Here is a 25,854-nt window from a genome sequence, read left to right on the forward strand (position 1 = left end):
ACCCCCGCAGCAGCAATTCGCACTCGTGCACCGGTGCACTATGCGACTACCGGGTGGGGATGACGCCAAGGGTGCGGGATGGCTCCGCGAGAAATGTGCCTGTATACGACGGCGGGCCGGAGAGAAGAACTCTCCGGCCCCGCCCGTCTCGGCGATGATCTCGCCTGAGTGTCAGGTGCTTCTGAACAGCCTGGCTCAGTTCTGGAGGCTGAGCTTGCGGCGACGGACGATCGTGACCGCAGTGGTGCCGGCGACGATGAGCGCCAGGGCCGCGGCGACGATGTTGACGGTCTCGAAGCCGGTGCGCGGCAGGTCGCCTCCATCCTTCGAACCGTTTGCATCGGCCCCGGAGCCATCGGCCGAACCACCGTCGGCTCCACCGCCGGCGTTCGACGAACCGTCCGACCCACCGGCCGCGCTGTCTCCGCCATCGGCATTGCCGCCGGCCGCGCTGTCTCCTCCGTCAGCGGCGCCGCCATCGGCGGAACCACCATCGGCATTGCCGCCGTCGGCCGAACCGTCATCGCCGGCCGAGGCATTCGCATCGTCACCGACAGCAGCGGTGGCTTCGAACTCATGTGCCAGCGGCAGCGGGTTGTCATCCCACCACGGACCATCGGAATTTGCCTGCACGCTGGCCGTGACGGCCACCTCTCCCGAGGCGTCCTTCGGCGCGGTCACGGTCACGGGAGTCTCGGACGCACCTGCCGGGATCGAGTCGAGGGTGATCGTCTTGGCAGCCGCCTCGGCGCTGACCTCGGGGGCTTTGTCCTTGGTGGCGCTGCTGGAAGCAGACCGGGACTCGGACTGCGCGGCCGCCTCGGCGGTATAGCCCTCCGGCAGGTCGACGGTGACGTCGATGGGACCCGCAACCTCGGACTTCGCGTTCGTCTTGAGCGCGAACTCAGCGCTCTCACCGGGCTTGATGGCCTTCGGCCCGGTCAGCTCGGCGCTCAGATCACCCTTGTCGATGACGTCCTTGGCTGCGTCTGCCTGACGCTCGTTCTTATCCGGGGTGACGTCTTTGCCTTCGGCCTGGTGCTTGTTGAAGTAGTTCTCCCAGGTCTCGAAGTCGGTGAGTCCCGACTGTTCGAAATCACCCTTGGCGAAGGAGGAGAAGTTGTCACCACCGGTGGCGAGGAAGCTCAGCGTCGCAACCCGGTAGTCCTTGTTCGGATCGATGTCCTTGCCATCGACCTTGACGGATTTCACGTGCTCGCCCTTGTCGGCATCAGTGTCATAGACGACGTCGAGGTCATCGGAGATGCCCAGGTGGAGGAACGACCGGGAGGCACCGTCGGGCTGCCACTGCTCTTCGAAGAGGCCGATGACGTCCGAACCCTTCATCGTCACGACACCATGGTCGTTGGCGAAGGGAAGCACGCTGTTGAGCTCGGCAACGGTGACTTCGCATTTCTCCTCGGAGTTGTAGATGTCATCGCAGAGCAGATCGGTGCGCAGACCGCCGGGGTTCGTGATGCCGAAGTCGGCTTCTTCCAGCTGGGTCTCTTCGACGCCTTCCTTGAGCGCATCGGCGACGAGGTTGCCGAGCGTGGACTCGGCACCGCGGTCCTCCTCGCCGTCCTTCTTCGCTCGGGTGATGTCCTCGCTGATCGTGCCGGTGACCTCCGAGCCGAGCTCCTTGGCCTTCTCCTCTGCGTCGCTGACGATGCCTGCGACCTTGTCGACGACCTCGGAGTCATAGCTCTTGCCCTCGGTCTCGATGAGATCGATGCCGCTGGCCTGCCAGTCGCTGTTGCCGTCGACTCTCATGGTCACCTGCCCGACGTATTCGCCGTAGCTGCCGGCCTCGATGACGGGACGGGTGCGATCGGGTTCTCCGGGCACCGGTGCTTCGAAGGCATACGGCATATGGGTGTGGCCGGTGAACATGGCGTCGACCGAGGCGTCGGCCTCGGTGACGAGCTTCTTGAACTCCGCGTTCGACGCCTTCGCGTCTTCCAGGCTCTCGGTCGACGACGCACCGAGGTGGGCCTCGACGACCGTCATATCCGGTCGTTCGTCCTCGGGCAGGTTCTCGAGATCGTCGGCGACGCGGTTGACTGCGTCCGTGGGGTCACCGAAGTCGAGGTCGGCGATGCCGTCCGGTGAGACGAGTGAGGCGGTGTCCTTGGTGACAACGCCGATGACGGCGATCTTGACTCCCGACACGTCGACGATGGAGTACTCGTCGAGGCCGTCGACGACGTTCTGAGTTCCCTTGTCGTAGACGTTGGCCGCCGAGTACGGGAAGTCGGCTTCGACGCTCACTCTTCCCGTGAGGTCATCGATGCCTTTGTCGAATTCGTGGTTGCCGACAGCAGAGGCCTCGACGCCCATGGCGTTGAGGACATCGAGCGTGGGGGTGTCGTTCTGCGATGAGGAGGTGTAGGTCGAGGCACCGATGTTGTCACCGGTCGAGAGCAGAGCAGTGCCCATATTGTCGCCTCCGGTACCGAACTTCGCTCGTTCCTCCTCGACGACCGAGGCGACCTGAGTGCCTGCCTCGGAGATGCGTCCGTGGAAGTCGGTGATATTGAGCAGCTGAACTTTGGTGCCCTCGGGCGCCGACTGCGCATCGCTGCCGGAATCCTGCTCGTCGCCGGCGTTGTCCGACGGCGCGGACTTGCCGTCGGTCGAATCGTTCGACGACCCGTCGGGGTCCGCGGGAGCCGCTTCACTCGGTGCCGTGGCGCTGTCGTCGGTGGAGTTTCCGTTGCCCAGAGAGGGTGCCCCGATGGCAGGCGCGAGGCCAGGCAGCGTCAGCATTGACACCGCGGCGCCCGTGGCCAGCACTTTGGTCACAAGTTTCGACATGTATTCGGTTCCTTCGATCGTTCAGTGAGGCGCACATCAACCGTGCCGGTGGGATTGAAGACGGATTCCATCCTGCAGTGCCAATGCGAACTGAAAGTTACTTAAGTGTGAATCTACACAGGATTCTCACAACTGGAAAGAGGAATTCTCACATGATCGCGACTCGCGCGATAAAAGGCGGCTTGATGCTTCTGCCGACGACCCGACGAACCGTCGGCCTATTCCTGGTCGCGGCGGGCCATCGTCTGGGCGTTGCGGGCCGCGTAGTCCTCGGGTGCCGGATAGCCGACATCGGTGAGGACGAGTCCTTCGGCAGACGTGACGAACATGGGCACATCCGGAGTCAGCCCGGCGTCCGCCTCGGCGATGAGTTCGGCCGGGCGGGTCACCGCCCAATTGCCGGATCCGACCTTGATCAGTCCGCCGACGAGTGCACGGACCATGTGATGGCAGAAGGCGTCGGCGCGCAGATCAATGGTGATCACAGCATCCTGATCGCGCGAGACTCGCAGTTCGTGGAGGGTGCGGATCGTCGTCGCGCCCTCCCGGGGTTTGCAGAACGGCAGGAAGTCGTGGAGCCCTTGGACCTCGCTCGCGGCCTCGGCCATGGCTTCGGCATCGAGTTCGCCCTTGTGCCGCGGCGTCACCTGCGTCAGCAGCGGGTCGATGAATGACCGATGATCGGCCAACCGGTACTGATACGACCGCCACAGCGCAGAGAACCGGGCGTCGAAGTCCTCTGGCACCTCGGCCACCGCGTGGACGACGATGTCGTGGAACTCACCGGCGATGAGGACTCCGCGCAGACGTGACAGGAGGGCCGCCTCGGCGGATCGATTCGACTGGCCGATGAGCTTGCCGATCGCCTCATCGCCCAGATCGACATGCACGACCTGACGACGGGCGTGGACGCCGGAGTCGGTGCGGCCGGCGACGACGGTGGCCACCTCGATGCCGGTGATCCTCTCCAGTCCGGATTCGATGGCGGCCTGGACCGTGCGCAGCCCCGGCTGCTTGGCCCAGCCATGGAAATCCGTGCCGCGATAGCCCAGGTCAAGGCGGAAGCGGGTCATCGGGTCATCCTCGCCGAGGCGGGGCCCGCCGTTCCGGGTCCGCCATCGTCATCGATCGCCTCGGTGAATGGGGCGCGGGGCTTGAAGACCCCGCCGAAGAGGCGGGAGACCAGTCGCGCCCGCTGCCGGTGATAGCGCTCGACATTCGTGTTGTAGAAACGCGCGCCGGCGAGGATCCGTTCGGTGAGCACCTGCAGCTGACCGTGCAGAAGCTGGATCGTCGTGTCGATCTCCTCATTGACCGCAGCCCGATGGGGACGGGCAGAGTCCGAGGTCAGGGACCTCTCCGTCAGCGCCGCGGGGATGAGTGCGGCGTCATCGACGGCGTCGGTCAGGGCGTTTTCGGCTGCAGCGCCGCGGTGGTCGAAGGGGGCGCGTTCGGCAGAGGCGAGCGCGAGTTCCAGCCGGGACAGGTCCTGTCCGGCGATCTGCTGGAGGGTGCCGATATAGGCCGGCACGAGAGCATGGCGGGCGCGGATCTCGCCGATGAGCTGGCGCTTGGCTTCATCGCACAGCGACCGGGCCATGGACAGCTGGTTGAAGCGCAGGACGGTGAGGATGACGAAGAGGACGATGAGAGCGGCGAGTACGCAACCGCCGACGATGAACCAGACCACGGCCATTCCCCTCGTTCCATGTGCTGCACGAGCATTTCCGACACCTCAGTTTACGCGGGGTTCAGACTCGTCGCGAACAGGTCATCATCCGGACACCGAGGCTACTGAGAAGAGTCACCGAGAAGGACCGCGCCCGGACACCGGCCCCGGCATTCTGCAGTCACCGCAGAGAGTGCGGACCGATTTCGGCCAGATGTCGCCGACCTGTCGCCTTCGGGTCATGCGTTCGTCACTCGGCGGGCCTTAGCTGGAAGTCGTGAGAGTAGCGATCATTGCAGAATCCTTCCTCCCCAATATGAATGGGGTCACCCACTCACTCCTGCGGGTCCTCGACCATCTGGCCGACCGCGGCGACGAAGTCCTCGTCATCGCTCCGGGCACACGCAGGGACGGTCCGAAGGAGGTCGCCGGCGCCCGGATCGTCCGGGTTCCCTCGATCGCCTTGCCGAAGTATCGGCGCATCCGTGTCGCTCCCGGCGGCGTCACCCGCATCCGCCGACTGCTGCAGCGGTTCGCCCCGGACGTCGTCCATCTGGCCAGCCCGTTCGTCCTCGGTTGGCGCGGGGTCCTCGCCGCCCAGGCACTCAATCTGCCGACCGTGGCGATCTACCAGACCGAGGTTCCCGCCTATGCCGCCCGGTACGGAATGCACGGCATCGAGGCCATGCTGTGGAACCACGTCCGCAATATCCACCAGCATTCCTCTCTGACGCTGGCCCCATCGTCGTACACGATCGATCAGCTGCAAGGGCTCGGGGTCGCCGAGGTGGCACTGTGGGCCCGTGGGGTCGATTCCTCCCGTTTCGACCCGGGTCACCGGTCCGAGGCCTGGCGTCGAAGCGTTGCCCCGAATGGTGAGAAGATCATCGGCTTCGTCGGCAGGTTGGCCGCGGAGAAGCAGGTCGAAGACCTTGCTGCGCTCACCGATCTGCCCGGGGCGAAGGTCGTCATCGTCGGTGACGGTCCCTGGCGGACGCGTCTGCAGCGGCTGCTGCCGGAGGCTCATTTCACCGGGTTCCTCGGCGGGGATGCCCTGGCCCAGGCGGTGGCGAGCTTCGACCTCATGGTCGCCCCGGGTGAGCTCGAGACGTTCTGCCAGACGATTCAGGAGGCCATGGCCTCCGAGGTGCCGGTCATCGCTCCCGCCCGAGGCGGCCCACTCGACCTCGTCGACTCCTCGCGCACCGGGTGGCTCTACACCCCGAAGGATCTCGCTGCCATGCGAGCGCATGCGGCGGACCTCCTCGGCGACGAGGCGAAACGGCGGGCCTTCGGGGTCGCCGGTCGTGAGCAGGTGCAGGCCAGGAGTTGGAAGAGCGTGTGCTCACAGCTCGTCGGCCACTATTCGCGGGCGATCGAGAATCCAGCCCCGCAGGTGCTCGGCCGCGGATTCAGCTCGATGGTCAACTCCGGACTGGAGAATCCACTGCCCTACTGAGGTGACCGCGCAGGTCAGCTTCCGGCCCTTTCGCCGACCGCTCAAGTTACCGCCGCTGTATCAAGCTATACGGTGAGCGCTGGGCGCCGAGGTGAGCGGTCGGCGCGCGCGAGCCTTCAGATGCCGAGCTCAGCCGAGGCCGGCCGTCCAGTCGGCGACGGTGACCACTGTCGCCTGCTTGGGGAACACCTTCTCGGTGAGCACCGCGTGGACCTCGGGGTCGCGGTCGGCGCAGGCGTCGGAGAGCACAGTGAGCTCGAAGTCGAGATCGGCGGCCTGGCGCACCGTCGAGAGCACGACACCGCTCGTGGCGACTCCGGCGAGCACGAGAGACGATGCCCCGTAGCCGCGCAGCAGCACCTCGAGATCGCTGCCGGTGAAGGCGCTGATGCGACGCTTGGTCACGATCGGCTCGCCCTGATGCCGGTCAAGGGTGTCGTGGATGCTCGTCGAGGCATGGGTCTCGTCAAGGTCGCCGTGGGCGGCGATCTGCGCGAACGATGCCGTTGCCGACAGTTCCGGATGCCCCTCGCGCAGCGCCACTCGCACCCAGACGACGGGGATGTCGTGGCTGCGGGCCGCGGCGACGGCGTCACGTGCGCGTTCGAGCACACCGGTCGAGGCGAAGGCGTCGTCACCTGCGATGCCGTTCTGAAAATCCATGGCCAAGAGAACGGTGCTGTCGGTTCCGGTCATCATGTCTCCTTCGGTTCGTGCGGGGCTGATTCCCTCTTCCGCCGAGGTTACTCCTGACTCCAGTTGGTCCGCTGAGTCGAGGCTCAATGCCGACTGAGACCGGAGCGACGGCTAGCAGTGGAGTGCCGTTGTCCGCCGAAGGCGGCATCGATATGATGAAGAGGAAGCAACGTCAGGCCCCGGGCTACCGGATAATCCCGGCCCTTGGGAAGACGGCCCCCTGGCGAATGCGGAAGCACCCAGGGGGTGCTTCATATTCACGGACCTATCGTTTCAACCGCCTGCCTTCCGTCGAGCCGCTTCGCCCAAGGCGCGGATCTGGCGCAGAAGATCATGGCCCACCGACTGGCCGGGAGCAAACAACGCGCCGTTGTCGACCGCATAACGCGCTGGTATCCTGGATGATGAAGCAACGTCATGCCCCGGGCTACCGGATAATCCCGGCCTTTGGGAAGACGGCCCCCTGGCGAATGCGGAAGCACCCAGGGGGTGCTTCATATTCAAGAGCTTTCCGTCGACAGCATTGATGACCGTCAACTTGCCTTCCTGCAGAACCGGCTCGATGAATCTGACATCATCGCGCGCGATGTCACGTTGCATCGCCCATGAGATCGCGTCTGCTGACCACAACAACGGTTCGAACGCCATTCCGCCGTGAGTGAAGGCGACACCAGGGTGAATCGCGCCCGTCCTCCGCAAACTATCGACCACTCGCTCATCTGCACGGTTGAGTCTCTGATCCCTATTGTTGTCAGCGACGATCCCCCGAACAGCCCCCTCTCCGGTACCGCTCGTGAGGTTACGGACGAGCCGGCCGAGACACAGCGCCCTGGCCCTCGCAATGTCGCCCTGAGAACTGCCCGCCAACGGCATCTTCACAGCAATGACATTCCACACCGATTCCTCGGTGATCGTCTCGACCATCTCGACGATGTCACCGCGGTCGAAGTCGCTTCCGCGGAACTTCTTGTTCGTATGCCAGTAGGTTCCGTCGGCCACTTCCACCAATCGCTCGCGAATGGAATCCAAGCGCGCATGAGAGAAGATGACCGCGGCCATCTGATATAACGAGACCTCCGCCGGACCCAACCGCGTTCGAGAGAAGGTGCCCTCCGCCGCGCCTGTCGGCTGCCTCATCGACTCGTCGATGAACGCGATCGGGTTCGGGGCAGCAGCGAGGTAGAACCTCTCCAGTGCAGGTGACCGCAGGTTTGGGCTCGACATATCTCCGCTCTCATCCGGCAACGCTGCTCTCTTCGAGCAGCATTGCTCTCATCCGATGATGTGCCGAACACTCTATGGGGCGGTCCTGACACGACCGATGGGGGCGGTTCAGTCGACGATGCCGCGAGCGTCGAGGGCCCGACCGGTGTCCTGCGCGTATTTCACCGACCGCAGGATCGCCGGCACCACTCGGGCCCTGATGCTCGAGTCCAGTCCCCTGGCCCGGGCTGCGCGTTCGGCTTCGCCGAGCAGACCGGAGATATGGGAGATCGCCCTGACCATGAGGCTCGCTGTCAGTGCGATCGCCTCGGTGTTCGCGCCGAAGAACCGCAAGGGCGCGACCAGCACCGTGAACGTGTCGAGCAGCTGCGCCACCGACGTCGTCAGGGTGAGGATCAGGGCCGCCTGCACACAGGCGAACACGGTCCCGCCGACAGCCAGCCCCGACTCCATGGACCCGAAGAAGTACTGCAGCCCCATGACGATCGCCACGAGCACCGCCACATAGATCCATGTGCGCAGGAAGTGCTTCACCCGCAGCCGGGCGGTGAAGCCGAGGACCACGAGGACAGCGAACATCGACCAGTTGATCGCCGCATCACGGAAGATGAGCGCAACGATGCCGATCACGGCGATCACCGCCAGCTTCACTCCCGTCGGCACTGCATGCAGCCATCCCCGAGGATGCGCCACCTTCCCGAAGAGCTGCGGTCGGGCCTTGATGCCGGCGTGCTTCCGCCACGTCGTTCCGGTGTCACCGGCACCAACGCCGGTATGACCGGCCCCGACAGGACGTTTCCCACTCATGGCGTATCGCTCATGATGAGATTCCGGTAGGCGGCGACCGCCTCGGCGGGGGCGGCATCGGCCACGATCCGACCGTCGTCGACGACGATCGCGCGCTGGGCGGTCTGCGCGAACTCGAGGTCATGGGTGGTGAGGATGATGCGCACCCCGCGCCTGTCCACGAGCTCCTGGAGATGCACGCGCAGCCGCTCTTTATTGCGCAGGTCGAGCAGGGTCGTCGGCTCGTCGAGGACGAGGATCTGCGGATCCACCGCAAGCACCGCGGCCAGTGCCACGAGCTGACGCTGACCGCCGGAGAGTTCGTAGACGCTGCGTTCAGCCAGGTCGGCGATGCCGAGCTCGTCGAGCACCGCCAGTGCCGCTGCCCGCCGTTCGCGTTTGGGCACGGACTTGCGCAGGGACAGTTCGATGTCCTCGATCGGGGTCGGCATGACCAGCTGCGCGGCCGGATCGGTGAAGACGAAGCCGACCATTGAGCGCACCTTCGCCGCCTGCCGGCGCGGGTCGAAACTGTCGACGAGGACCTCTCCGGCGTTCGCGGTGACCAGCCCGTTGAACAGCTGCAGCAGGGTCGACTTCCCCGAGCCGTTGGCACCGATGACGGCGACGACATCCTCGGTGAGGGTGAGATTGACGTCTTGGAGGATCGGGCGCACGACATCGCCGTCGGGTCCGTCGTCGAGGACTCCGACGCCGACGTCGCTCAACCGGATCTCACGAGTCACTTCGCGCCCTGTGCCTGCCCGGCCGACACCGATTCGACGCTGATGCCGCGACGGCGCAGCACGTCGGGGAATGCACGGTGGATGAGCACCGCCACCGACGCGGCCAGGATGTTCTTCACAATGTCACCGGGCCAGTAGGCGAGGTCCGCGACCGCAGCCACGCCGAGCGGCAGATCGCCGTTGATCGACATGCCGAGAATGCCCAGCGGGTGGTTGAGCAGGAGGCTGCCGCCGAAGCCGCCGAGGAACAGCACCACGCCGAGCTTCATTCCGCTGAAGCGGCGCACGGCCCAGCGGGCGATGAGCCCGGCGAGGAGAGCGTAGAGCGCGAAGGAGAGGATGTAGCCGGCGCTCGGACCTGCGAGGACGCCGATTCCGCCGCGCATTCCCGAGAAGATCGGGAGTCCGACGAGACCGAGGACGACATAGAGCAGGGTGGCTGCGAATCCGCGCCAGGGTCCGAGCACCATCCCGCACAGTGCGATCGCGAAGGTCTGCAGAGTGATCGGCACACCGAGGGGACCCACCGGGACAGGAGGCATCATCGCAAAGGCCGCGAGCATCGCCGCGAAGACCGCGACGAGGGCGATATCGCTGCCGGCCGAGCGAGGACGGGTGATTCCCGCCGAGGTGGTGCTGTGGGTCGGTGTCATGAGTACTCCATTGGTCGTGATCCTCCCCGACGGGATCGGGGACGCCCGAGGCGGCCTCGAGCACCCTCCCACTGTAACTGAACGGTGTTCAGGAGCGGTATTCGGGGTTGCGGTCGAGGCCGCCTCGAGGAGGGTGTCCGCACGTTCACACGCGCAGTGCCCCTCAACGGTCGCGGAGGATCACTCCCATTCGATCGTGCCCGGAGGCTTCGAGGTGACGTCGAGGACGACGCGGTTGATGTCGTCGACCTCGTTGGTGATGCGGTTGGAGATCACGGACAGCACATCGTAGGGGATGCGCGTCCAGTCGGCGGTCATCGCGTCCTCGCTCGAGACCGGGCGCAGCACGACGGGGTGGCCGTAGGTGCGGCCGTCGCCCTGGACGCCGACGGAGCGGACATCGGCCAGGAGCACGACCGGGCACTGCCAGATCTCTCCGTCGAGGCCGGCCTTCGTCAGCTCTGCGCGGGCGATCGCATCGGCCTTGCGCAGGATGTTCAGGCGCTCCTCGGTGACTTCGCCGATGATGCGGATGCCGAGCCCCGGTCCGGGGAACGGCTGGCGGGAGACGATGACCTCGGGCACGCCGAGTTCGCGGCCGATGGCGCGGACCTCGTCCTTGAACAGGGCGCGCAGAGGTTCGATGAGCTGGAACTGGATGTCATCGGGCAGGCCGCCGACGTTGTGGTGGCTCTTGATGTTCGCGGTGCCCGATCCGCCGCCGGATTCGACGACGTCCGGGTAGAGGGTGCCCTGGACGAGGAACGCGATCTCTTCGCCCTCGCCTTCCTGAGCCTCGAGCACGAGGTCGGCGGCAGCAGTCTCGAAGGTGCGGATGAACTCGCGGCCGATGATCTTGCGCTTCTCCTCCGGGTCGGTGACCCCGGCGAGCTGGGACAGGAACTGCTCACGCGCATCGACAGTGACCAGGCGGACGCCGATCGAATCGACGTAGTCCTTCTCGACCTGGACGCGTTCGTCCTGACGCAGCAGCCCATGATCGACGAACACGCAGGTGAGCTGGTCGCCGATGGCCTTGTGGACGAGAGCTGCGGCCACGGAGGAGTCGACTCCGCCGGACAGACCGCAGATGACCTTCTTGTTGCCGACGCGGGCGCGGATGAGTTCGACCTGCTCGTCGATGACGGATTCGTTCGTCCAGTCGGCGGTGAGGCCGGCGACGTTGAACAGGAAGTTCTCGAGGATCTTCTGCCCGTTCTCCGAGTGGAGGACCTCGGGGTGCCACTGCACGCCGGCGAACCTCTTCGCCGCGCATTCGAAGGCCGCGACGGGGGTGTCCGGGGTGGAGGCGAGGACGTCGAAGCCGTCGGGCGCCTCGGCGACGGAGTCCCCGTGGGACATCCAGACCTTGTAGTTCTCAGGGGTCTCGGCGAGCAGCGAGCCGGTCTGGGACACGGAGACCGGGGTCGATCCGTATTCGCGCTTGTCGGTCTTGGCCACGCGCCCGCCGAGTGCGGTCGACATGAGCTGGAAGCCGTAGCAGATGCCCATCGTGGGCACTCCGAGGTCGAACACGGACGTGTCGAAGCTCGGGGCGCCGGCGTCGTTGACGCTCGAGGGTCCGCCGGAGAGCACGATGGCCACGGGGTTCTTCGCGGCGAATTCGGACGCCGGGGCGTCGTGGGCGATGATCTCCGAGTACAGGCCGGCTTCGCGGATGCGGCGCGCGATGAGCTGGGCGTACTGGGCGCCGAAATCGACGACGAGGACGGGGGGCACCTGCGTGCTCTGAGATTGCGTCATGATCCAATTCTAAGCGTCGGCGACCAGACGCCCGAATTCGGGTCGCGCTCCCCTCGAAGGGCGGATGCGCACGTAACGGCGGGCCGCCTCGGCGAAGGTGGGCCGGGCCGGTTTCGCCGCCGCGGATGACCGCGGGTCGGCGGGCCGCCTCGGCGAAGGTGGGGTCCCTCTTAGGACTTGGGGGCGACGACGACGGCGGCTTCGAGCTCGGCGTCGACCTGACGGTGGATGCGACGCTCGAGGATGAACGACATCACGGGCACGACTCCGGCCAGGGCGAGGATGAGGTAGCGGCCGAGCGTCCAGCGCATCTGCTGGTTGAGCCAGAAGCAGCCGATGAGGTAGACGACGTAGCACCAGCCGTGGCAGATCGCGATGGCTGCGGCGAGGTTGAAGCCGCCGAAGTTCAGGGCCGTCTCGGCGTCCGCGGCGATGAGGTACTTGTAGATCATCTCGACCGTGAGGATGAGCAGCATCGTACCGGTGATGAGCGCCATCACGCGGTAGAACTTCAGCGCATTGCGGGCCGAGGTGAAGCGTTTGACGCTCCACACGTTGTTCTCGTCGAAGTCGGGGCGGGAGTCCAAGGACTCGTGTTCTTCGCTCACGCTCAGTTTCCTCCGGTCGTGCGGGTGTCAGTGTTTCGGGCATCGGCGTTCTTGCTTCGTTTCCTGCCGGGCTTGGCGCCTCCGTGGCGGTGGGCCGGCAGTCCGGTGAGTCCGGACATCACCTCGGGGTCGATGGTCGCGTCGCCCGCGGGTTTGACGACAACATACTCGACGCTCTTCTCCGAATCATGGGAATCCTCGCCGAGGCGGCGCCGGAGGTAATCATCGCGCAGCAGCTGGAACCACATGTAGAGGGCCATGGCCGCGAAGATGATCCATTCGAGAGCGTAGACGGCTGACTGCAGATCGAATCCGCCCTCGTCGCGGGTCGTCGTGGTCGGAACCTGTGCGAGACCGTCGGTGCCCACCGAGGCGGCGGCACCGGTGGCCTTCTCCGGGATGAGGAATCCGGAGTAAGTGAGCAGGTCGGGGAACAGGTTGACGATCTGCGAGGTCGAGACCGTGTGCACCTGCCCCTCGGGCAGATCGTTGCCCTCGACGGGGCCCTCGATCGGTCCGATGCGCGCGGTCAGCTCGACCTGACCGTCCCTGGCCTCCGACGTCATCGCCGTGTCCTCGTCGGTGGTGAAACCGCGGACGACGGGGATCGCAATCGTCTTCTCGTCGGCGTTCGCGGCCTCGACGCCTTCACCGAGGTGACCGCCGTCCGGGGCGAACATCGTCACGACCCAGTACCCGGTATCGCCGTCCTGGACGCGTCCGGGAACGACGATCTGAGCATCGGGGATCCAGTGTCCTGACAGGCTGACCCGCTGGTCGGCGAGGATGCCGGGCATCGGAGCCTGGGCATCCATGACGTCGTTGAAGTCCTTGAGCTCATCGACTCCGGAGGACGCGGCGACGTCGTTTTTGTGCTGGGCCCGGTCGACCTGCCACGCGGAGAGTCCGACGAAGCAGGTGACGAGCACCAGGACGAGGAGCAGGGACCCCAGCCATTTGGGAGTCAGTGCCAGGCGGAACAGTTCAGACCACCGAACCAGTCTGGTAGGGCGAGACGGTGACGTCGACGCGCTGGAATTCCTTGAGATCGAGGTAACCCGTGGTCGCCAGTGCCCGACGCAGGGCGCCGGCGAGGTTGAGTTCGCCGATCGCGGTGCGGCCGGGGCCGAAGAGCACCTGCTCGAGGCTGCCGACGGTGCCGAGTTCCACACGGTGTCCGCGTGGCAGATCCGGGTGATGAGCTTCGGCGCCCCAGTGCATTCCGCGGCCGGGTGCTTCGGTCGACCGGGCCAGGGCGGTGCCGAGCATGACGGCATCGGCGCCGACCCCGAAGGCCTTGACGATGTCGCCGCTGGTGCCGAGTCCGCCATCGGCGATGACATGGACGTAGCGGCCGCCGGATTCGTCCATATAGTCCCGCCGGGCGGCGTGGACGTCGGCGACGGCCGTGGCCATCGGCGCGTGGATGCCCAGAGTCTTGCGGGTCGTGGCCGCCGCTCCCCCGCCGAAGCCGACGAGGACGCCGGCGGCACCGGTGCGCATGAGATGCAGGGCCGCGGTGTAGGTGGCGGCTCCGCCGACGATGACGGGCACATCGAGTTCGTAGATGAACTGCTTGAGGTTGAGCGGTTCGGTGTGGGTCGAGACGTGCTCGGCCGAGACCGTGGTGCCGCGGATGACGAAGATGTCGACTCCGGCGTCGACGACCGTCTTGTAGAACTCCTGGGTCCGCTGCGGGGTCAGGGCACCGGCGACGGTGACTCCGGCTTCGCGGATCTGCTCGAGGCGAGCGGTGATGAGTTCGGCTTGGATGGGTGCGGAGTAGAGCTCCTGCATCCGGGAGGTTGCCATCTCGGCCGGCAGCTGGGCGATTTCAGCCAGCTGCGGGGTGGGGTCCTCGTACCGGGTCCACAGACCTTCGAGGTCGAGGACGCCGAGTCCGCCGAATCGGCCGAGCGCGATGACGGTCTCCGGGGACATGGCCGAGTCCATGGGAGCGCCGATGAAGGGCAGCTCGAACTGGTAGGCGTCGATCTGCCAGTTCAGGGACACGTCTTCGGGATCACGGGTGCGCCGAGCGGGGACGATGGCGATGTCGTCGAGCGAATAGGCGCGACGGCCGCGCTTGCCTCTGCCGATTTCGATTTCAGAACTCACCCCAACAGCCTATCCCACCGCCCTTCGCGCAACGTCTCAGCCCACTATGAGGTACAGCGCATCTCCCCTCCCAGGACTACCCGACGGCGGCCCAGCAACCTGGCGCCAGGTTGCTGGGCCGCCGTCGGGTAGCAATTAGGGGGTGGCGAGGTGAGACTCGACCGCTTTCGACGTGGCTGTGGCGAAGGCGCGGACGTGGGGTAAATGCGCGTCTTTGTCGCGGATGTGCATGACGACCCGGCGCATCGGGACGGGGTCGGTGAGGTCGACGGCGACGAGGCCGGGCGGCAGCTGCAGAGTCGAGAGCCGCGGAAGGACCGTGATGCCCATGTTTGAGGCGACGAGGGCCAATGCCGCGAAGTCGTCCTCGCAGGCGGCGAAGCTTCTGCGTTCGAATCCGGCCGCGGCGCACGCATGGTCGACGACCTTGCTCGAGGGTCCGGCCCACATGTCGTAGTCGACCCAGTGCTCGTCCTCGAGGTCGATGAACGGCACGGACTCATGGTCTGCGAACCGGTGCCCCTCGGGGACGACCACCCGATAGTCGTCGTCGAAGAGCGGGATGCGCGTCATCTCCGGCAGATGGTTCTCCCCGTCCTGCGGAGCCTCGGCGCGGATCTCGATGAGGCAGTGCCCGCGCCGGTTCTTCGCCGGTTCGTTGAGCTGAATGTCGAAACGCAGATCCGGATGCTCCAGGGCCACAGCATCGATGATGCCCGGCAGCAGGCGCGCATTGAACGAAGTGAACGCCGCGATCCGCAGCCGGGGCCTGCTGACGCTGCGGAAGCCTTCGACCAGATCGTCGAGGCGGCCGACCGCAGTGAAGACCTCCGCCGAATCATCGGCCAGACGCCGGCCGAGCTCGGTGATCTCGATTCCGCGCCCCGACCGCCGGTAGAGCGGCGCCCCGACGGCCTTCTGCAGGGTGGTGATGTGCTGACTGACGGTCGCCGGTGTGTAGTTGAGGTTCTTCGCCGCGGCGACCACGGAACCGGTGGCCGCGACGGCCCGCCAGACCCGCAGACGATTGAGATCCCACATGCCCTCAAGACTAACCGCTGAGCGCCCGGAAAATCATCAGGCACTGCCTGATGATCATTCACAATCAATTGCTTTTCCCGATTGATCGATTCCGGCAGAATGATATTCCTCCCCGATGCCATCGGACGACGCCCCGAGGCACCCGTGCACCATCCCCGCTGACCGTTCCCATCACCCCGAAGGAGTGCCATGACCGGACCCGAGATCCTCACCATCACCGGAGCAGCTGCCGCGCTTGCCGTGACGCCCGGCCCCGAGACGATCCTGACGATCCGACTGTCCTCGCTGCGCCGCAAGGCCGGACTCGTCTATGCGCTCGGCACGGCCACGGGCACCGTGATCTGGATGGTCCTCGCGCTCACTGGCGTCTCCGCACTGCTGACCCTCTATCCGGCTGCCGTGCAGGTGCTCAAGATCGGCGGCGGCCTCTATCTGTGTCTCCTCGGCGTCCTCGCCGGTCGGCAGGCGCTTCGCCTGCGCCGGGAGCTGAAGGCCGCCGAGGCGACCGACCGCCCCACCGCGAACGCCACCCCCACCCCATCGACCGCCCCCGACTCCCCCGACGGGCCCGTGACCGAGATCGCTCACGTCATGGAGTCGACCTCGTGGGGCCACTTGCGCTCGTTCGTGTCGTATCGCCGCGGCATCATCTCGTCGCTGTCCAACCCAAAGGTCGGCCTGTTCTTCCTCGCGATCCTGCCGACCCTCGTCCCCGCGTCCCCGACCGGCATCGACTACACCGTACTCGTCGCCCTGATCCTCGGCGTGCTCCTGTCCTACCAGCTCGTCCTCGCATGCCTGGCCAGCCTCGCCGCGTCCGCAATGGCCCACCGCAGCGCCGACTTCTTCATCGAAGCCGCCTCCACGCTCATCCTGCTCATCATCGGCATCGCCGTCATCGCGATCCCCATCTGAGCCGCGGTTGCCCGGAACATAAGAGAAGGGCGGGGCACCGAGGTCGATCCTCGGTGCCCCGCCCCTTTCGGTTCGGTGGGCAGACCCTCACTCAGCTCTCATTCGCCGAGGAGGCTCCCCCGTTCCCGCTGCCACCTCCGTCAGTGCGCGTTCCGGTCCCCGGTGTGCCGCTGTCGACGGCGTCCGGGTTCGTCTTTTCGGCCGCCTCGGCGAGGTCGACTTTGTCGAGCATCTTCGCGGCTGCCTCACGTCCGCCGAGGCCGAAGGCCAGAGCGGCCGCTGCGGCACCGCCGATGACGACGGCGCCGAAGGCGAGGTTGATGATCGAATCAGCCAGGCCCATGTAGCGCAGGCCCATGGCGATGAACAGGGCGATCGCCGAGTAGCGCAGCACCTTGCTGGCGAGGTTGTTCGTGATGAACTTGCCGATGATCGCAGCGATGAGGAATCCTGCGGCGATGATCGCAGCGCCGAAGAGCACGCTGCCGCCGAGGTCGAGGATCTCGTTGAGGATGTTCGTGATCTCGGGGAATCCGAGCATCCGGGCGGCCATGATCGCGAAGAAGATCATGATCGCCACCTGCACGAGGCGGGTGATCACGTTGGAGGCGCTGGTGCCTTCGGGCACGATCCCGATCTCGTTGATGGCTTTGTCGGTGCCGATGCCCTGGAGGATCTGTTCGAGCAGATTGCCGAGGAACTTGGCGATGACGAAGCCGATGGCCAGCAGGATGCCGGCGGCGATGATGAGCGGGATCGCGTTGAGGAAGATCTGTAGCATCTGCTGGGCAGGCTCCGAGATCGCCTTGATGCCGAGGACCTGCAGCGCCGAGATCGCAACGACGATGATGATGATTCCGAACACCAGGTTGCCGATGAGGTTCGAGATCTTCGCGTTCGCCTCCGCGTTCGGGTTCGGTGCATGACCGGGGTGTCCGCCCTGCGGCGGCATACCCTGCTGCCCCTGCGGCGGCATGCCCTGCTGACCCTGCGGCGGCATGCCCTGCTGACCCTGTGCGGCGTACTGCTGAGTGGCGTCGGGATGCGGTTGAGCATTTCCGGCACCCTCGGCCACTCCGGTGGCTTTGTCGCCGAGCGAGCGGAACTTCGACGTCAGCTTCGTCAGATCCACGGCGTTGAGAGCGGTCTGGACGAGCTGTTTGGCGATCTTCGCGAAGACATAGCCGATGAAGAAGATGAATCCCGCGCCGATGATATTGGGCAGGAATCCGAAGATTCCATCGAGCAGACCCTGCAGCGGAGTCAGCACCTGATCGAGGTTGAACAGCTGGAGCACGGCGATGAGTCCGAGCAGCCAGATGACGAGACCGGCGATCTGCCCGACCGACTTTCCGATCTGCTGACCATTGCTTCCATCGCGTTGAAGTGCGGGAACCTTGGTGACGAGTTTGCCGATCGCCCATTTGACGATGGCGGCGAGAATCCAGGTGACAATGAGAATGACGATTGCCAGTCCGACTTTCGTCAGGACCGACCAGATATCCAGATCTTGCATGTCGCTTATCTCCTTCGAACTCAGCGAATCGGCAAGTTTCATTTTCTCTTGCTGATTTTGAGTCTATTCTCAGCGAACACTGAGAACAAGGGTCCGGCGACTGATAGCCGACATTTGAAACCACAGTTGTCGATGATTCTCGATCGGTTACATATGCATATGTCGATCGCTCAACAGAATCTTCACAAACTCATCACAATTGCATATCGCGTCAGAATTCCAGCGGCAGATTGTCGATGAGGTGAGTCCCACCGACCGTCGCGGAGACGAGCAGCAGAGCCGGTCCCGTGAAGGCCGGTGGGCACGGCCGCAGGGTCGCGGCCTCGACGAGACTGCAGTAGACGATCTCGAGATCCCCACGTTCAGCAGCCGGCTCCAGCTCGGCGAGCGCGGCCGCCTCGACGGCAGCGGGCAAGCCAGCAGAGACACCACTGGTGCCGGCCCCAGAGCCAGAACCGCCACCGATGCCGGACTCCGCCGCCCCACGGCCTCGCTCGGCCACCTCGGAGGCGGCGGTGAGAGCCCGTGGAATCGCCAGAGCACGGGCACGGTCGTCCGGCGCCAGGTAGGAGTTGCGGCTCGACATGGCCAGCCCGTCGGCGTCCCGGACGACGGGTAGCCCGATGAGTTCGATATCGAAGTTGAGGTCGGCGATCATGCGTTTGACCAGGACGAACTGTTGGATGTCCTTGAGCCCGAATACCGTGACGTCGGGGGCGATGAGGGTGAAGAGCTTCGCCACGACGGTGAGCACGCCGTCGAAGTGCCCGGGCCTGGCCGCGCCTTCGAACACGGCCCCCATGCGCCCGGCGACGACCCGCACTTCGGGTGCGGACGGGTACATCTCGGCCAGCGCCGGGGCGAAGACGAAGTCGACTCCGGCCTCTTCGCACTTCCTCAGATCCTCTTCGATCGGCCTCGGGTACTGGACGAAGTCCTCGTCGGCACCGAATTGAAGCGGATTGACGAAGATCGAGGCCACGACGAGTTCGGACTCTGCGCGTGCACGTGTCATGAGTGCCTGATGCCCGGAGTGCAGGGCGCCCATCGTCGGGACGAGACCGATGCGGCCCGACTGCTCGGCCCGCCACCGGCGCAGTGCCTGGATGCCGCCGACCTCCATCAGTCGAAGCTCCTCTCGGGCTCGGGGAAGACCCCGGACTTCACTTCGTCGACATAGGTGCCGACCGCCTCGGTGAGCACGGAATGCAGGTCTGCGTAGCGCTTGACGAAGCGCGGGGCCTTCCCCGTACGCAGGCCCGCCATGTCCTGCCATACGAGGACCTGGGCGTCGCAGTCCGCACCGGCGCCGATCCCGACGGTGGGGATCGTCAGTTCGGATGTGACCTGGCCGGCCAGCCCGGAGGGCACCATCTCCATGACCACGGAGAAGGCTCCGGCTTCGGCCACGGCGCGGGCATCGTCGAGCAGGGCGCTGCCTGCGGCGCCGCGGCCCTGGACCTTGTAGCCGCCGAGGTTGTGCTCGGCCTGCGGGGTGAAGCCGATGTGCGCCATGACCGGGATCCCCGCCGTCGTGATCGCCTTGATCCGCGAGGCCATCCGCGCCCCGCCCTCGAGTTTGACCGCGTGGACTCCGGCTTCCTTCATGAATCGCACGGCCGTGGCCACGGCCTGTTCATCGGAGATCTCGTAGCTGCCGAATGGAAGGTCGGCGACGATGAGCGCCCGGCTCGTCGCCGAGGCGACTGCTCTGGCCAGCGGGATGAGTTCGTCGACGGTGACCGGCAGGGTCGTCGTGTGGCCATAGACATTGTTCGCCGCCGAATCGCCGATGAGCAGGGCCTCGACACCGGCCTGCTCGAACAGGGCCGCCGTGTACTGGTCGTAGCTGGTCAGCATCGCCCACCGCCGGCCTTCGGCCTTGGCCTTGATGAGATCGAGGGTCCGGATTCGCCGAGGCGGCGCTGCCGGTGCGGACACCGGACCGCCGTACGGGGCTGGTTGTTCCGCCGAGGCGGCCCCTGCCGTCGCGTCGGGGCTGGCCGGGGCGCCGAGGCCGGCCGGGGCATTGTCACCGGCAGCAGCGTTGCCCGCGATGCCGGTGGTGGAGGGGGAGGTGAACTGGTTCGAGTGTGCCGCTTCGGGCATGAGAATCCTTCAGATATGCGATGTCGTCGGTGCCGGCGCGGGCGGGGCGAGACCGACGCTTCGGTCCGAAGCCTCGGCGACTCTCACGGGGGCGCCCACCGCAGTGCGCATCGACTCGGATTGCGAGCCAGACCACAGCCTATTGCATCCCCCGGCGCAGAGCCATCGCCGGCGAGTTGTACATTGCCCGCCGACAGGATTAAGCTCAAATCTGCGCAAAGAAATAAACGCACAATTGCGCAAAAGATTTCGGGCGGCTCTCACCACGTGCGAGGCACTTCAGGCACGGGTCCCGCCCACCGAGCGAAGGACGATGATGACCACAACAGCTTCGATCGAACTCACCCTCAAGGACATCTCTGCCTCGGGAGCGAACGACGAAATGTGCTCGACGGACCTGCTCGATGCCCCGTGGGATGTCGACGAACGTCCCGGCTACGGTCCCGGTTCCTCGATGGCCGACCCGATTCCGGTCGCCGCCCCACGTCAGGGCGATATCCCCGAGGAGTACAAGCAGGCCGCGCCTGAGGAGCTCGATGCCCGCATCCGCGCCGCCAAGGCCGCCCTCGGCGATCGTGTCGTCATGCTCGGCCACCACTACCAGCGAGTCGAAGTCGTCGAACACGCCGACTACATCGGCGACTCGTTCATGCTCGCCCAGGCCGCCCAGAACCATCCGGAGGCCAAGGCCATCGTCTTCTGCGGCGTCCACTTCATGGCCGAGACCGCCGACCTGCTGTCGAAGCCGGAGCAGTCGGTCATCCTGCCCAACCTCGCCGCAGGCTGTTCGATGGCCGATATGGCCAGCATCGACCAGGTCGAGGACTGCTGGGAGCAGCTCGCCGAGGTCTTCGGCACCGAAGCCGATGCCGACGGTCGCGTCCCGGTCATCCCCGTCACCTACATGAACTCCTCGGCCGCGATCAAGGGCTTCTGCGGCCGCAACGGCGGAATCGTGTGCACCTCGTCGAACGCCGAGGTGGTTCTGGAATGGGCGTTCGAACGCGGGCAGCGGGTCCTGTTCTTCCCCGATCAGCACCTGGGCCGCAACACCGCGGTGAACATGGGCATCGGTCTGGACGAGATGCCGCTGTGGAACCCCGCCAGGCCAATGGGCAACAACGACGAGCAGACGCTGCGTGAGGCTCGGGTCATCTTGTGGCAGGGATTCTGCTCCGTGCACAAACGCTTCACCCCCGCCCAGATCGACAAGGCCCGCACTGAGCACCCGGACGTGCGCGTGATCGTTCACCCCGAATGCCCGCGTGAGACCGTCGAGGCCGCCGATGAGGCCGGATCGACCGCGTACATCACGAAGGCCATCGAACAGGCGACCGAACCGACGACGTTCGCCATCGGCACCGAGATCAACCTGGTCCAGCGGCTGGCCGCCGAACACCCTCAGCACGAGATCTTCTGCCTCGACCCCGTCATCTGCCCGTGCTCGACGATGTACCGCATCCACCCCGGCTATATCGCCTGGGTCCTCGAATCGCTCATCGACGGACAGGTCGTCAATCAGATCTCCGTCGACGCCGAGGTGGCCGAACCTGCCCGTGTGTCCCTGGAGCGGATGCTCGCCGCGAAGCCGCGGATCTGATGAGCCGCGTCATCGTCGCAGGCTCCGGGATCGCGGGGCTGACCGCGGCACTGCACCTGTCCGGCCGCCACACGGTCACGCTCGTGACGAAGGGCCGCCTCGGCGAGTCGAACACCGAGTGGGCGCAGGGCGGCATCGCCGGTGTCATCGGACCCGATGACTCGGTCGATTCTCATATCGCCGATACGCTCGCGGCCGGCGCCGGGCACTGTGATCCGGAGGCCGTGCGCTCCCTGTGCGAAGCCGGTGGGGGCGCGATCGTCTCCCTCGCCGAGGCGGGGGTGGACTTCGACACCGATCCGACCGGAGCCTGGGCCAGGGGTATAGAAGGGGCGCATTCCTATCCGCGCATCTTCCATTCCGGAGGTGATGCGACAGGTCGGGCGATCAGCACCGCCCTGGCGCAGAAGCTGCGCACCGAAGTCGCCGCAGGGCGAATCACCCTCCTCGAGGACACGATGCTCGTCGACATCCTCACCACCGACGCCCACGAGCGCCGACAGGGTCGAGCCACCGGAGTCGCCACAGCCACCGGAGTCACCGTGCTCCGCGAAGGCCGCGTCGCGGCCCTGGCTGCTGATGCGATCGTGCTGGCCACCGGCGGTGTCGGGCAGCTCTTCGCACACACGACGAACCCGGCAGCTGCCACCGGAGACGGTTTGGCCGCTGCCATTCGCGCCGGTGCTAAGGTCTCCGATCTCGAGTTCTTCCAGTTCCACCCCACCGCCCTTCCAGGTCCCGGTTTCCTCATCTCCGAGGCCGTCCGCGGGGCCGGCGCTCTCATCCTCGACGAGCACGGCCACCGGTTCATGACTGACATCGATGATCGCGCCGAGCTCGCTTCTCGTGATGTCGTCGCACTCGCCCTGCACCGTCGCCAGGCGGCTCAGGACGGACGCCCGTGCTTCCTCGATGCGCGGGCCGTCCCGGATGTGCAGGCGACGTTCCCGAGCATCACTGCCGGTCTGGCCGCTCACGGTCTCGATCTGTCCCGGGACCTCATCCCCGTCACTCCCGCCGCCCACTACTTCATGGGCGGGGTGACCACGGATCGCGATGGTCGCACGAGCATCCACGGAGTCTTCGCGGTCGGCGAGGTCGCGTGCACCGGAGTGCACGGAGCCAATCGGTTGGCCTCGAACTCTCTGCTCGAGGGCGCGGTCTTCGCCGCCCGCGCCGCCGCGGCGATCGACGCACTGCCGGTCAACAGAGACCATGAACTCCCACTCCCCCAGTCCCGTTCACTCCACCAGACGGCACTGACACGAACCGAGCTGCAGGACCTGACCTGGGCTCATCTGGGCGTGGAGCGCACCGCCACGGGCCTGCGGACCCTGCTCGACCGCCTCGGTGACGGTGCCCGCAACGACGGGGCCCGCAATGCCGGCACCTCCGCCAACCGTGCCCACAGCGCCGATGATCACCCCACCACCCCGGCTGCGGCCCTCGCCGACGCACTCGAGACCGCGAATCTCGCCCTCATCGCCGAACATATGGCTCGGCATGCCCTGGCCCGCGAGCACAGCCTCGGCGCGCATACCCGCACGGATACGACACTCACGCCGTCGACGACCGCGCCGTCCACCGCCACTTCGCCCACCGCTCTGCTTCAGGAGGCCTCCGCATGCTGACCGCTTCAACCATCGATTCCGCACTGCGCACAGCCCTTGACGAAGACGCTCCCTGGGGAGATATCACCGGCGAGGTCTTCATCCCCGCCGCCGCCTCGGCGAGGGCCGAGCTGCGTGCCCGCGAAGACGGGGTGCTCGCCGGAATCGAGGTCTTCGCCCGTGCCTTCGCACTCGTCGACCAGAGCGTCACGGTCGACCTCGCCGCCGCCGATGGAGACGCTTTCACCGCAGGTCAGGTGCTTGCCGCGGTCGCCGGTCCCGCTCGGGCGGTGCTGCAGGCCGAACGGATCGCGTTGAACTTCTGCCAGCGCATGAGCGGAATCGCCACCCAGACCCGCGCCTATGTCGATGCCGCCGCCGGGCGGGCGCGCATCGTCGACACCCGCAAGACGACTCCGGGGCTGCGCGCGTTCGAGAAGCACTCCGTCGTCTGCGGCGGCGGACACAACCACCGTTTCGGCCTCTCCGACGCGGTCATGGCCAAGGACAATCACCTCGCCGTGCTCACCGGTGCCGGACTCAGCGTCGCCGAGGCGATCCGCACCGCCCGCGCCCGTCTGCCGCATACGACGATGATCGAGGTCGAAGTCGACCGGCTCGACCAGGTGCCCGCAGTGCTCGACGGCGGCGCCGATATCATCATGCTCGACAACTTCACCCCGGCTCAGCTGCGCGAAGGCGTCGAACTCGTGGGCGGCCGCGCCGTAGTCGAAGCCAGCGGCAACGTCACCCTGGAGACGATCCCGGAGATCGCCGCCACTGGCGTCGACGTCATCTCCTCGGGCGCGCTGACCCACAGTGTCCGCGCGATCGACCTCGGTCTCGACCTTTCCCTCGAGGCCTGAGATGACCGGACGCCTCTACCTCGACACCGCGGCCGCGGCTCCCGTGCGCAGGGAAGCCCTCGAAGCCGCTTGGCCGTATCTGGCCGGGGCGTTCGGCAACCCGTCGAGCCACCACGAATTCGGGCGCGGACCCGCCGAAGCCCTCGCCGATGCCCGTGCTCGCGTGGCGAAGGTGCTTGGCATGCGCGCCACGGACATCACGTTCACCAGCGGCGGCACCGAGGCGGACAATCTCGCAATCATCGGTATGGCCCTCGGCGCTCGGACTCAGGATCGGGCTCAGACCCAGGGTCGATCGCACACCCAAGATCGGGCTCAGCCCGAGGGTCGGGCCGGGACCGCGGTGCCGCCTCGGCGACATATCGTCACCTCTCCCATCGAACACGAAGCGGTGCTCGCCTCGGTGGAATTCCTGACCCGCGTCCACGGATTCACCGTCACCGAGGTGGCCCCGACCTCCGATGGAACCGTGACCCCCGAAGCCCTCACGGCGGCGATCCGCCCGGACACCGTGCTCGTGAGCGTGGGATATGCGAACAATGAGATCGGCACCGTTGCCGACATTCCGACCCTGGCCGGAATCGCCCATGAGGCCGGTGCTCTCTTCCATACTGACGCCGTGCAGGCGGCCGGGTGGCTGCCGCTGACCGGATTGGGCGTCGATGCGCTCAGCCTGGCCGGGCACAAGGTCGGGGCGCCGAAGGGCATCGGTGTGGCCGCGATCCGCGCCCGCGTCCCCGTCGAACCACTCATCCACGGCGGCGGGCAGGAGTCGGGCCGACGATCGGGCACGGAGAACGTGGCTTTGGCCGTTGCGTTCGCCACGGCACTCGAACTCGCCGAGGCGGATCGGCATGAGGCCGCCGATCGTGTCCGAGCCATCCGCGATGAGTTCATCTCCACAGTGCTCAGCCATGTCCCCGGGTCGTTTCTGACGGGCGCGGCGGGCACGGCCGGCCCTGACGGCCGGGCGACTCGGACTCCGAATCATGCGTCGTTCTGCTTCTCGAACACCTCCGGCGAGGCAGTGCTGCTCGAGCTCGAACGCCTCGGGGTAACGGCCTCGAGCGGTTCCGCCTGTGCGGTCGGCTCCGATGAGCCCTCCCATGTGCTCACGGCCTTAGGGGTCGCGCCCGAGGTCGCGCAGACGAGTGTGCGCTTCACCTTCCCGTCCTCGATCACCCCCGACCAGGGACGAGCGGCCGCCCGAGCCGTCATCAGCGCTGCCGAGAGCCTCGCCTCATCCTTTGCATGAACGGCGTCTCACACCCGAGTTGATTTTGATCACCTTCACGCTCACCAGGTGGGATAGCCCTATCTTTCTCTTTATTTTGGGGCGAGACTAAAAGAGAGGCATTCGTATCAGGATGTGAGGGGGCCGCCATGGATCTTTTGATTCTGTTCATGATCGCAGTGATGTTTGCGACCGTTGTGTTCTTCATCGGTCGGTTCGCCTGCCCGAAGCACGACCGAGTGCCCCTCATCGAGGTCGATCACGTGCTTCTGTGGACGACTCTGCGCCGCGGTTGGCATGCTCTCGGATCGTTCGGTCCGCTCACTCATTACCCGGATGACCCTTATGGAGCCTCCCGCGCCTGAGGCGGGAACGCTTCCGCCCGCCGACCGAGGTGACCGACTCAAGGTCAGGGCCACCTCG

General features: G+C 66.1%; 23 protein-coding genes. 7 read left to right on the plus strand and 16 right to left on the minus strand.

Annotated features, from left to right (window positions below; genetic code table 11):
• Positions 1–195: 195 nt before the first annotated feature.
• From AC239G_RS13810 to AC239G_RS13820, 3 genes are all read right to left on the minus strand, one after another.
• Complete coding sequence (locus AC239G_RS13810) at positions 196–2,817, minus strand: bifunctional metallophosphatase/5'-nucleotidase (RefSeq protein WP_487489070.1); 2,622 nt, start codon at positions 2,815–2,817, stop codon at positions 196–198.
• A gap of 218 nt (positions 2,818–3,035) precedes the next feature.
• Complete coding sequence (gene truA, locus AC239G_RS13815; protein WP_487489071.1) at positions 3,036–3,890, minus strand: tRNA pseudouridine(38-40) synthase TruA; 855 nt, start codon at positions 3,888–3,890, stop codon at positions 3,036–3,038.
• Positions 3,887–4,513: a LemA family protein gene (locus AC239G_RS13820; RefSeq protein WP_487489072.1), complete on the minus strand. Its 627-nt coding sequence runs from the start codon at positions 4,511–4,513 to the stop codon at positions 3,887–3,889. The genes truA and AC239G_RS13820 overlap by 4 nt, the downstream gene beginning before the upstream one ends.
• A gap of 250 nt (positions 4,514–4,763) precedes the next feature.
• Between AC239G_RS13820 and AC239G_RS13825 the strand changes: the two genes are divergently transcribed.
• Positions 4,764–5,945 carry a glycosyltransferase family 4 protein gene (locus AC239G_RS13825; RefSeq protein ID WP_487489073.1) on the plus strand — a complete coding sequence of 394 codons (1,182 nt, stop codon included), beginning with the start codon at positions 4,764–4,766 and terminating at the stop codon, positions 5,943–5,945.
• Between the two features lie 129 nt (positions 5,946–6,074).
• Here AC239G_RS13825 and AC239G_RS13830 read toward each other — a convergent pair whose 3' ends face one another.
• From AC239G_RS13830 to AC239G_RS13875, 10 genes are all read right to left on the minus strand, one after another.
• Entirely contained in the window at positions 6,075–6,644 is a 570-nt protein-coding gene (locus AC239G_RS13830) for a cysteine hydrolase family protein (protein ID WP_258233415.1), read from the minus strand.
• Positions 6,645–6,914: 270 nt separating this feature from the next.
• Complete coding sequence (locus AC239G_RS13835) at positions 6,915–7,865, minus strand: hypothetical protein (RefSeq protein ID WP_487489074.1); 951 nt, start codon at positions 7,863–7,865, stop codon at positions 6,915–6,917.
• Positions 7,866–7,973: 108 nt separating this feature from the next.
• On the minus strand, positions 7,974–8,672 hold the full coding sequence (locus tag AC239G_RS13840) for an energy-coupling factor transporter transmembrane component T family protein (protein WP_258041728.1): 699 nt from the start codon (positions 8,670–8,672) through the stop codon (positions 7,974–7,976).
• Positions 8,669–9,397 carry an energy-coupling factor ABC transporter ATP-binding protein gene (locus AC239G_RS13845; protein ID WP_482400575.1) on the minus strand — a complete coding sequence of 243 codons (729 nt, stop codon included), beginning with the start codon at positions 9,395–9,397 and terminating at the stop codon, positions 8,669–8,671. The genes AC239G_RS13840 and AC239G_RS13845 overlap by 4 nt, the downstream gene beginning before the upstream one ends.
• Positions 9,394–10,050 (minus strand): biotin transporter BioY, encoded by a 657-nt coding sequence (locus tag AC239G_RS13850; protein ID WP_062243406.1) that lies wholly within the window; start codon positions 10,048–10,050, stop codon positions 9,394–9,396. Before AC239G_RS13850 ends, AC239G_RS13845 begins: the two co-directional genes overlap by 4 nt.
• Positions 10,051–10,230: 180 nt before the next feature.
• Positions 10,231–11,814 (minus strand): glutamine-hydrolyzing GMP synthase, encoded by a 1,584-nt coding sequence (gene guaA / locus AC239G_RS13855; protein ID WP_139908708.1) that lies wholly within the window; start codon positions 11,812–11,814, stop codon positions 10,231–10,233.
• 170 nt (positions 11,815–11,984) lie between these two features.
• Positions 11,985–12,422: a DUF3817 domain-containing protein gene (locus AC239G_RS13860; RefSeq protein WP_139468416.1), complete on the minus strand. Its 438-nt coding sequence runs from the start codon at positions 12,420–12,422 to the stop codon at positions 11,985–11,987.
• Positions 12,423–12,424: 2 nt separating this feature from the next.
• Complete coding sequence (locus tag AC239G_RS13865) at positions 12,425–13,351, minus strand: SURF1 family protein (protein WP_258041729.1); 927 nt, start codon at positions 13,349–13,351, stop codon at positions 12,425–12,427.
• A 55-nt stretch (positions 13,352–13,406) separates the two neighbouring features.
• A complete protein-coding gene (locus tag AC239G_RS13870) occupies positions 13,407–14,540 on the minus strand; it encodes a GuaB3 family IMP dehydrogenase-related protein (RefSeq protein WP_139468415.1) in 1,134 nt (377 codons plus the stop codon).
• A 135-nt stretch (positions 14,541–14,675) separates the two neighbouring features.
• Entirely contained in the window at positions 14,676–15,581 is a 906-nt protein-coding gene (locus tag AC239G_RS13875) for a LysR family transcriptional regulator (protein ID WP_487489075.1), read from the minus strand.
• Positions 15,582–15,770: 189 nt separating this feature from the next.
• On the opposite strand from AC239G_RS13875, the gene AC239G_RS13880 reads away from it, so the two are divergent.
• On the plus strand, positions 15,771–16,496 hold the full coding sequence (locus AC239G_RS13880) for a LysE family translocator (RefSeq protein WP_367647459.1): 726 nt from the start codon (positions 15,771–15,773) through the stop codon (positions 16,494–16,496).
• A 91-nt stretch (positions 16,497–16,587) separates the two neighbouring features.
• Here AC239G_RS13880 and AC239G_RS13885 read toward each other — a convergent pair whose 3' ends face one another.
• The 3 genes from AC239G_RS13885 to panB form a co-directional block, all read right to left on the minus strand.
• Positions 16,588–18,012 (minus strand): mechanosensitive ion channel, encoded by a 1,425-nt coding sequence (locus tag AC239G_RS13885; RefSeq protein ID WP_487489076.1) that lies wholly within the window; start codon positions 18,010–18,012, stop codon positions 16,588–16,590.
• A gap of 211 nt (positions 18,013–18,223) precedes the next feature.
• Positions 18,224–19,135: a pantoate--beta-alanine ligase gene (gene panC / locus AC239G_RS13890; RefSeq protein WP_487489077.1), complete on the minus strand. Its 912-nt coding sequence runs from the start codon at positions 19,133–19,135 to the stop codon at positions 18,224–18,226.
• Positions 19,135–20,121: a 3-methyl-2-oxobutanoate hydroxymethyltransferase gene (gene panB, locus AC239G_RS13895; protein WP_487489078.1), complete on the minus strand. Its 987-nt coding sequence runs from the start codon at positions 20,119–20,121 to the stop codon at positions 19,135–19,137. The genes panC and panB overlap by 1 nt, the downstream gene beginning before the upstream one ends.
• Before the next feature lie 316 nt (positions 20,122–20,437).
• Here panB and nadA point away from each other — a divergent pair, with 316 nt between their 5' ends.
• The 5 genes from nadA (at position 20,438) to AC239G_RS13920 (ending at position 25,796) form a co-directional block, all read left to right on the plus strand.
• Entirely contained in the window at positions 20,438–21,721 is a 1,284-nt protein-coding gene (gene nadA, locus AC239G_RS13900; protein WP_259357654.1) for a quinolinate synthase NadA, read from the plus strand.
• Entirely contained in the window at positions 21,721–23,352 is a 1,632-nt protein-coding gene (nadB, locus tag AC239G_RS13905) for an L-aspartate oxidase (protein WP_487489079.1), read from the plus strand. The genes nadA and nadB overlap by 1 nt, the downstream gene beginning before the upstream one ends.
• Positions 23,346–24,197 carry a carboxylating nicotinate-nucleotide diphosphorylase gene (gene nadC, locus AC239G_RS13910; RefSeq protein WP_259357652.1) on the plus strand — a complete coding sequence of 284 codons (852 nt, stop codon included), beginning with the start codon at positions 23,346–23,348 and terminating at the stop codon, positions 24,195–24,197. Before nadB ends, nadC begins: the two co-directional genes overlap by 7 nt.
• A 1-nt stretch (position 24,198) precedes the next feature.
• Positions 24,199–25,452, plus strand: a complete 1,254-nt coding sequence (locus AC239G_RS13915; RefSeq protein ID WP_487489080.1) for a cysteine desulfurase family protein — start codon at positions 24,199–24,201, stop codon at positions 25,450–25,452.
• 128 nt (positions 25,453–25,580) lie between these two features.
• On the plus strand, positions 25,581–25,796 hold the full coding sequence (locus tag AC239G_RS13920) for a hypothetical protein (protein ID WP_139468407.1): 216 nt from the start codon (positions 25,581–25,583) through the stop codon (positions 25,794–25,796).
• Positions 25,797–25,854 lie beyond the last annotated feature (58 nt).

This window comes from Brevibacterium sp. Lmc1 (genome assembly GCF_057654315.1).